This is a genomic window from Wolbachia endosymbiont of Drosophila bocki, from assembly GCF_028982005.1.
Taxonomy (GTDB): domain Bacteria; phylum Pseudomonadota; class Alphaproteobacteria; order Rickettsiales; family Anaplasmataceae; genus Wolbachia; species Wolbachia pipientis.
Map to the genome: position 1 here is coordinate 1 of NZ_JAPQLG010000155.1, position 8,229 is coordinate 8,229.

Consider the following 8,229-nt stretch of genomic DNA (forward strand, 5'->3'; position numbering starts at 1 on the left):
CTTGCAAATGATTGTCCTTTCCTTCATTTCTCTCCTATTACGAAGATTTTAAACAGGTTCTAAGAGATTTGAATAAAAAGAATATTTTACATAAGCAGTTACATTATTGTTAATTGACTGCTGCTTATTATAGAGTTTATTTCTGCACTTCTTCATAACTGCGACTCCACAACTTACCGCGTAATTCTTTTATTAAATTATTTCTTTTATTGAGACCTTTCTCCAGTGGCTCTATTATAAATTCTTCAAAAAATGGCTTATTTAATTCAATAATCTTAAATTTCTCCTCCGCTTCTTTATTGTTTGGGTTTTTATCTGAGTGATATTTTAACGATAATTTACGGTATTGTTGACTAAGCTTTTTCTTAATATTCTTAATGTCAGAATTTACCACATCCTCCTTTTGAATATTAAATGTTAAAAACAACTGCTTTAAAGCGTGGTACTCATTTTCATTCAAAACATTTCTAGCCACATTACACCTACAAATTAACTAACTATTAATGTTCTATAATATACATATTTCCAAACTATGTCAATTATTTCATAAATATCTTTGGTAAAAATTATTTCTGTTATGACTAGCATGATAAGTGTATGAAGCGACTAAAATTGTCATTACAGCGCTTAGTGTACGACAGTGCTCCAACATTTAGGGTTGCAGTTTTCATGGCAGATCTGAGTAGCTGACCCATCTAAGAGGTGTCATTCAAGTAGCTGACACTGGAATGGCTTTGTTGCATCGCACCTTATACGGTAGTAATTTACAATAAATTCGTGTAGCCATTTCGAATTTAGTCATTTCAGTGTTGGCTACTTGGATGACACCACCTGCTATGCTGCAAATTGCAACGTCCGTACACTAAAGTATAGTGTGTTACTAACGAAGGCAAACAAATATCTGCTTTATGAAAACGTTAATATTTTTCATTGAAATAATACATAAATACTAGAAAAACCTTGGCAGGTTATTCGCGTTTGATTATCATAGAGAATTATATAAATTAATAAATGATCTATGGCAAGTAACCCAGAAGAAAGAAATAGTGATAAACAAAAAGCGCTAGATAACGCAATAAGCCAGATTGAAAAAGCATTCGGTAAAGGTGCAATAATGAAGTTGAAGCAAAACCCTGTAGAAAAAATAGACACAATATCCACAGGATCAATTGCGCTTGATTCGGCTCTAGGTGTTGGAGGTCTGCCAAAAGGGCGTATAATTGAAATATTTGGCCCCGAGAGTTCTGGTAAAACCACTCTTGCCCTGCACGTGATTGCTGAAGCACAAAAAAAAGGAGGATCATGCGCATTTATCGATGCAGAACATGCATTGGATGTCTCATATGCTCGTAAACTTGGGGTAAGCACTGATGATTTAGTGATTTCACAACCAGACACTGGAGAGCAGGCGTTGCATATTGTTGAGTATTTAGTGTGTTCTGGTGCGGTTGATGTGATAGTTATTGACTCTGTCGCAGCATTAACTCCAAGAGCTGAAATTGAAGGTGATATGGGTGATCAACATATGGGGCTGCAAGCAAGGCTTCTAAGTCATGGGCTACGGAAACTAACCTCTGCCGTTTCAAAAGCGAACTGTATATTGATATTTATTAATCAAATTCGTATGAAAATAGGAGTAGTGTATGGAAATCCTGAAACTACCACGGGTGGAAATGCATTAAAATTCTATACTTCTGTAAGGCTTGATATAAGAAAAGTTGGTGTAATAAAAGACAAAGAAAATATTACAGGTAATGAAACAAGAGTTAAAGTTGTAAAAAATAAAGTTGCTCCTCCATTTAGAGAAGCGAAATTTGATATAATGTACAATGAAGGTATATCAAAACTCGGAGAAATAATAGATATGGGAGCAAAGCTTGGTGTGCTTGAAAAAGCAGGCGCTTACTATTCATATAACAACACACGTCTTGGGCAAGGAAGAGAGAATGTAAAAACTTACCTAAAAACAAACAAAGAAGTCGCAAATGAAATAGAAACGAAAATCAGAGATTTACTCAGAAATCATGATAATTCTATCATAATAGACGAGGATAGTGAGCAACTTTTAGAAGAATCAGTTTTCTGATCTAAACTTAGGCATTAGATTTTGTGTTGGACGGGTTGTTACAGTATGACGGTAATTCTATGTGCTAATATAACAATCTGTAATGTTACCTTGTATCAAAAAGACTTTGCTGAAGCAGTTAAAAAAAGCTTTTCATGAGAAATTATAAATGATAAATTGTTAACAATAGGTTATTGTTAATAAGATTATGTGTTTTGGTTTACCTAATGTAAACAGGGAAGGTTATTCATTTATAGTAGTTTCCTTTATAGTAACGTGTATAGCATTCTCTATATCTTGGGGGTTTGGCGTTACGTGCTTGTTTCCGACATTATTGTGTACTTATTTCTTTCGTGATCCAGCAAGAGCTGTGCCAAACAATAAGAATCTTATATTAAGTCCTGCTGATGGTGTGATTTCAAAAATTGAAGAAGTTAATTATCCTTTATCAGCAGAAAACGGAGAGGAGAAGAAGTTTACGCTTGTTAGCATATTTTTAAGTGTTTTGAACGTCCATGTGAACCGTATACCAATATCTGGTACGATAAAGGAAATGAGTTATAAAAAAGGCAAGTTTGTATCCGCAATGAGCAATAGGTCTAGTAATGAAAATGAAAAGCAGGTTATTGTAATTGAATACGAAAAGGGGAAAGAAATTATTGTGGAGCAAATAGCTGGACTAATTGCACGTCGTATCGTTTGTAATTTAGGAATATCCCAGAACGTAAAAGCAGGTGAAAGGTTTGGAATTATAAGGTTTGGCAGTAGAGTGAATATCTATGTTCCTGCTGATACAGAAGTCAGAGTTTCAGAAGGGCAAACTGTTATTGGTGGTGAAACAATTATAGCAAACTTAAATAAGGAAAACGTTCAAGAGAAGCTTACTTTTGACGTTATATGAATAACGATGGAAGTAACAGTAGATTCTTACCTATTACTAAATTATTCCCAAACTTTATAACTTTATTGGGTTTATGTTCTGGTCTCACTTCGCTTAAATTTACATTTAATGAACAATGGGAATTCTCAGTAATTTTTATCATCATTGCAGCAATAATAGATGGAATGGATGGCAGAATAGCTAGAATTCTAAAATCAACTAGCGATTTTGGAGCCCAGCTTGATTCTTTTGCAGATTTTCTAAATTTTGGTGCAGCGCCTGCATTTCTTTTGTATTTTTGGAAGCTAAACGAAATCAAAGTCATAGGTTGGATTTTAGTAATGATATACGTAATCTCCATATCAATAAGACTTGCAAGATTTAATGTTTCGCTACACTCAGAACAACCATACTGGGAAAAATTTTTCTTTTCTGGTGTTCCAGCTCCAGTGTGTGCTTTACTTTCTTTGTTACCAATAATTATTACCTTTCAATCTCATGAGAGTGAATACTTACTTCTCATAGAGCGATTTTTTAACACAAGAAACGTAGCTTGTTACTTTCTGGCCATTTCATTTTTTTCGATAAGTCACATTCCAACTTTCTCTGCAAAATATATTTATATTCCCAAAAGCCTATCCTATATATTTGTGTCATTTTTTGGAGTACTTATTGTATTTTTCATCAGTAAGCCCTGGATGACTCTACCAATTTTAGGTATAGTGTATACACTTACTATTCCAATAAGCATCGGGTTTTACATATATTTTACATATAAAACTCGTTAGCTAACAAAAAATAGAAAACTGCATGATTTTGAAGATAAGTGAACTATTAAATTCATTTCTGTATACAAAGATATTCAACATTCCATTTATAATTATTTGGGTAATTGCAACTGGAATCTTTTGTACTGCCCAGTTCAAATTCATTAACTTTAGGTTACTTAAATATGGAATACAGACGCTATTCAATCTAAAGTGTAATAACAGCAACAATGGCATAATCACTCATATTCAAGCGTTTGCAACAGTAATTTCAGGAACAGTTGGTCTTGGAACAATATCAGGAGTTGCAATAGCTATCACAATAGGGGGCCCAAGTGCAGTTTTTTGGATGGTAATTACCGGAATACTTGGTATGTCGATAAAGTTTGCCGAGGTGGTGCTTGCATTTACTTATCGCTCTGAAAATACAACTGGCGGGGCTTTTTATTACATGAAGTACGGGCTTGCAAAAATTGGATTTGCAAAAACTGGTAGATTTCTTGCCTTCACTTATGCGATTATGCTACTTATTGCAATGATTTTGGGCGGTATACCATTTCAAGCAAATCAAATAGCAGCACTATCAAATAACCTCCTAGAATACAACGCATCCATTATTATATCCCTGCTTGTCTTTATTGTAATATTGGGAGGAATAAAGCGCATTGCTTTCGTTTCAACGAGCTTAGCACCAATTATGATAGTGCTATATGTGGGTATGTGTATATATTTAATTTATGTAAACGGAAGTAATTTGCTGAATGCTCTATCCATAATATTCCAAGATATCTTCAATAAATCAGCTATAGGAAGCGGAGTATTGAGCGGATTAATAGCCGGAGTGAGAAGATCAGTGTTTGCTAACGAAGCAGGTACCGGAACAGCAGCTATAGCACATTCAGCTGTAAAAGAAGAAGATCCAATTAAAGTTGGGTGCGTTGCAATGATTGCACCACTTATAGACACAATATTAATCTCATTTTTGACTGGTATTGTGATAATTATCACTGGTATGCATAGCACTGATAACGTGGGTGATATTACACTAATTAGTTCGATATTTTCAACAGCTTTGCCCTTGTTCAGCAAGTTAGTTTTTCCGCTAATGATGTTTTCCTTTGCATTTTCCACAATAATAGCTTATTGTTGCTACTGCGAAGTTGCTTTGCTGTATTTATTTGGCAGTAAAAAAATACTGATACCGTTCCAAATTCTTATAGTGGTTTCAGTGTATATCAGCTGTATGTCAAAGAATATAGAATTTATATCTTATCTAGGTGACAGTTTGTTTATGTGCCTTATGATTCCGAATGCTGTTGCAATATATCTACTAAGAAGGGAAGTTTTGAATACAATAGATTCTTATTACAATTCTAAAGGGTATTAACATGATTTATAGATTGCTTTGTATGGTGTTATTTTGCCTATTGTTTAATGATGTGTACGCTGCTTCAGGTTTTTACGAAAGTTATGACGCTGTGTTGAACGGAATAAATAATTTCATGAATGAAGTACTGTTTTTCAAGATCCTTTACGTGCCATTTATAATCCTTCTACTGGTTTTTGGTTATGTGTTTCTAACATTACGGTTTAGATTTCTCAACATAAGAATGTTTAAGCATGCATTTGCTATTTTATGTGGAAAATATGACACGAATCACCATGATGGTCATATTACGCATTTTCAGGCATTTATGACTGCACTTTCAAGCACAGTAGGTCTTGGAACTGTTGCTGGAGTCGCAATTGCAGTTTCAATGGGAGGGCCAGGAGCGGTGCCTTGGATGATGATTACAGGTTTTTTTGGTATGTCAGCAAAATTTGCTGAGGTAACGTTGGCGTTTAGACATAGAACAGAAGATCAGGACCAATTGTTTAGTGGTCCCTTTCAGTATATAAGGAATGGTCTGGAGGAATTTGGATTTAAAAAACTTGGTATTGTGCTGGCTGCCATGTATGCAGTATTCTTTGTATTATCAGGTCTTGGTGGAAGTGTAGCGTTTCAAACCAATCAAATGGTTTCAATATTATCTGGCTATTCAAGTTGGGTAGATGGTCACTCTTGGTTTCTTTCTTCCATAATCTCTGCGCTGCTTGCTCTAGTGATTATTGGCGGAATTAAAAGGATAGCTAGAGTATCTTCTGCACTAGTGCCTATTGTGTCACTTATATATATCTTTAGTTGTATTGTTATTATTGCATTTAATATTCATAACCTTGGTTATACGTTAAAAATATTATTTTCCACTATGATAGATTTCAATGCTGTTGGTGGAGGGATGGTAGGAGCATTTGTTGCTGGAATTCAAAGGGCAATCTTTGCCAGCGAAGCGGGTGTTGGTTCTGCTTCAATTACTCATGCAACAACTAAAGATGAAGAACCAGTAAGAACTGGGCTTGTTGCTATGATAGAACCATGCTTTGACACAATGTTAATTTGCTGTTTAACAGGAATAACAATAGTAATAACAGGTGCATACCAGACTAGTGTTGGTGAAGGGATATTAATTACTCAAAAGGCATTTGAGACAGTTTCTCCATGGTTTCCTATACTTTTAACCATAGCTGCACCTTTGTTTGCATTTTCTTCGGTAATTTCATTTGTATATTGTTGTGAAATGGGGTGGTTATATTTGTTTGGTGCAAAAAGTATAGTGATATATCGCATAGCGGTAATAATTGTGGCGTTTTTCTCTGGCCTTTCTAAAGACATAATGGCTATTGCTAATATTGGCGGAACTTTATTCTCTTGTTTAGCTCTTATCAACATGACAGCGCTTATACTGTTTAGTAATCAGATTAACGAGGAAGTTCAGTGCTACCTAAAAAGGCTGAGGAATAATAAAATCAATTAAATTTTGGCATATGCGGAGAGGTATAGCTATAATAAGTAAGATTTCCCTACGTCGTACCGCCGCGGTATCTCAGCATAGATCCCGCTAACAAGCAGCGGGATGACGAAATTTTGCGATTATTAATCAGTAAATTTTACCTGTGTTAGTTATAGTCCTTACACTATCCTACATACTCGGTTCAATACCGTTTAGCTTAATTATTACAAGAATAAAAGGGATAAACTTAAGAGAAGTAGGTTCAGGAAACATTGGTGCTACAAACGTTGCAAGGACGGGAAATAAATTTCTTGCTGCTTTGGCATTATTTCTGGATTCCTTCAAGGGATTTATTGCCGTTTATATAGCACAACAATTTTGTGATAATAACGATTTTTATATATATGTATCTGCAATTTTAGCAGTTTTAGGACACATGTTTCCTATTTGGCTAAAATTCAGTGGAGGAAAGGGCGTTGCAACCACTCTAGGGATACTGATAGCATTTAACATTGATATTACTTTAGTATTCGTAATAATTTGGATAATAGTTTTTCTTGCCTTTAGATACTCTTCCCTTGCTTCACTCAGTGCTACTTCAACGGCTGTAGCATGGTCCTTTTTTTTTCAGAGGAATTTGTTCTTAACATTACTAATTATAGGAGCACTGGTCTTCCTAAAACACCACAGAAATATTGTGAATCTTCTGCAAGGTAAGGAAAATAAATTTTTATAAGTGTGCTGACTCTGTTGCTATATTACTAACAGATACTTCATGCGAGAAACGACTTGAGACTACTTCTTCTACTTCTTTTATCATTTCTTCCATGTTTTTTCCACTTTTCTTACATGCATCATCAAGTGCTAATTTTAGTTTACGTATATCATTCTCTTCTAGCATCTTATTCATTTCTTTTTTCGTTATCTCTAATTTTTTTAGTAAGATGTTCTCCATTATCTCTCTCTCATCACCTTCATACTGGCCACTTAGTCTGCTATATGCAATGCAACACTTCTTTTCTCGCGGCAAGGTTGACAGACCCCGCAATGTAACATCCACTTGAACTTCTATAGAGTTAACTTCCCTAGCCTTTTCAGCAGCTTCTGACCTAAATTTCTCAACTTCTCCTATTATTATTTTGTTAGCTATTCTTTTAGCTCCATCCAAAGATGAATCCTTGAGAGAAAAATCTGTCTCGAGTAGATCTCGATTTAATAGCTCTAAGAATACTTTTTTTCCGATGTTTTCGAGTAAACTTTCTTGGTCACCTAAACCATGCTCCTGCAGTTTATTTCTCATGTGCTGAACCAGCTCACAACATTGTAATTTATTTAACTTTATAGAGCTAATATTTTTCATTAACGTCAGCACAATTTGTTCACTATATTGAGAAGTAATACTCAATAATTTTCTCATTAAAGGAATACTTACTTCTGAAATAAAATCATCAACTATTTTTTGACTTTCATCATCTTCATAACCATTTTGAACGTCATACCAAGCCTTAAAAATTTCTTTATTGTTTTTCTTGTTTTTTAACCTGTCTAACATGAACTTACGTGCTTCATTTTGTGCTCCTGGAAGTAATATTTGCCTAGGAGGAGTAAATCCAATTTCTGGATCAGGATGAATACCCTCTAGCGTGCTTAACATTCTATAGATAATACCGGTGAAGCAAGTGTTAG

6 protein-coding genes and 2 pseudogenes are annotated in these 8,229 nt (G+C 34.7%); 6 read left to right on the forward strand and 2 right to left on the reverse strand.

Features of this window, described 5'->3' with window-relative positions; all coding sequences use genetic code 11:
* Nucleotides 1-274 precede the first annotated feature (274 nt).
* Nucleotides 275-409 (reverse strand): annotated as a pseudogene (locus OZD61_RS03425) (DnaJ domain-containing protein); the annotation flags it as partial.
* A gap of 609 nt (nucleotides 410-1,018) precedes the next feature.
* Between OZD61_RS03425 and recA the strand changes: the two are divergent.
* The 6 genes from recA to plsY all read left to right on the forward strand — a co-directional run bounded on the left by recA (nucleotide 1,019) and on the right by plsY (nucleotide 7,279).
* Nucleotides 1,019-2,086 carry a recombinase RecA gene (gene recA, locus OZD61_RS03430; protein ID WP_274979855.1) on the forward strand — a complete coding sequence of 356 codons (1,068 nt, stop codon included), beginning with the start codon at nucleotides 1,019-1,021 and terminating at the stop codon, nucleotides 2,084-2,086.
* A gap of 187 nt (nucleotides 2,087-2,273) precedes the next feature.
* Complete coding sequence (locus OZD61_RS03435; RefSeq protein ID WP_274979856.1) at nucleotides 2,274-2,966, forward strand: phosphatidylserine decarboxylase; 693 nt, start codon at nucleotides 2,274-2,276, stop codon at nucleotides 2,964-2,966.
* Entirely contained in the window at nucleotides 2,963-3,733 is a 771-nt protein-coding gene (locus tag OZD61_RS03440) for a CDP-alcohol phosphatidyltransferase family protein (protein ID WP_274979857.1), read from the forward strand. The genes OZD61_RS03435 and OZD61_RS03440 overlap by 4 nt, the downstream gene beginning before the upstream one ends.
* Before the next feature lie 22 nt (nucleotides 3,734-3,755).
* The gene (locus OZD61_RS03445) at nucleotides 3,756-5,099 is read left to right on the forward strand and encodes an alanine/glycine:cation symporter family protein (RefSeq protein WP_274979858.1); all 1,344 of its coding nucleotides are present in this window, start codon (nucleotides 3,756-3,758) and stop codon (nucleotides 5,097-5,099) included.
* 1 nt (nucleotide 5,100) lies between these two features.
* Nucleotides 5,101-6,567 carry an alanine/glycine:cation symporter family protein gene (locus OZD61_RS03450; RefSeq protein WP_274979859.1) on the forward strand — a complete coding sequence of 489 codons (1,467 nt, stop codon included), beginning with the start codon at nucleotides 5,101-5,103 and terminating at the stop codon, nucleotides 6,565-6,567.
* Between the two features lie 139 nt (nucleotides 6,568-6,706).
* Nucleotides 6,707-7,279: a glycerol-3-phosphate 1-O-acyltransferase PlsY gene (gene plsY, locus OZD61_RS03455; protein WP_007548744.1), complete on the forward strand. Its 573-nt coding sequence runs from the start codon at nucleotides 6,707-6,709 to the stop codon at nucleotides 7,277-7,279.
* Here the strand turns inward: plsY and OZD61_RS03460 are convergent.
* Nucleotides 7,274-8,229 (reverse strand): annotated as a pseudogene (locus OZD61_RS03460) (hypothetical protein); the annotation flags it as partial. The gene plsY and the pseudogene OZD61_RS03460 sit on opposite strands and share 6 nt — an antisense overlap.

Excerpts from the sequence above, each read along its gene's own strand:
- recA (WP_274979855.1), top strand. The coding sequence starts at position 1,019 with ATGGCAAGTAACCCAGAAGAAAGAAATAGTGATAAACAAAAAGCGCTA.
- OZD61_RS03435 (WP_274979856.1), top strand. The coding sequence starts at position 2,274 with ATGTGTTTTGGTTTACCTAATGTAAACAGGGAAGGTTATTCATTTATA.
- OZD61_RS03440 (WP_274979857.1), top strand. The coding sequence starts at position 2,963 with ATGAATAACGATGGAAGTAACAGTAGATTCTTACCTATTACTAAATTA.
- OZD61_RS03445 (WP_274979858.1), top strand. The coding sequence starts at position 3,756 with ATGATTTTGAAGATAAGTGAACTATTAAATTCATTTCTGTATACAAAG.
- OZD61_RS03450 (WP_274979859.1), top strand. The coding sequence starts at position 5,101 with ATGATTTATAGATTGCTTTGTATGGTGTTATTTTGCCTATTGTTTAAT.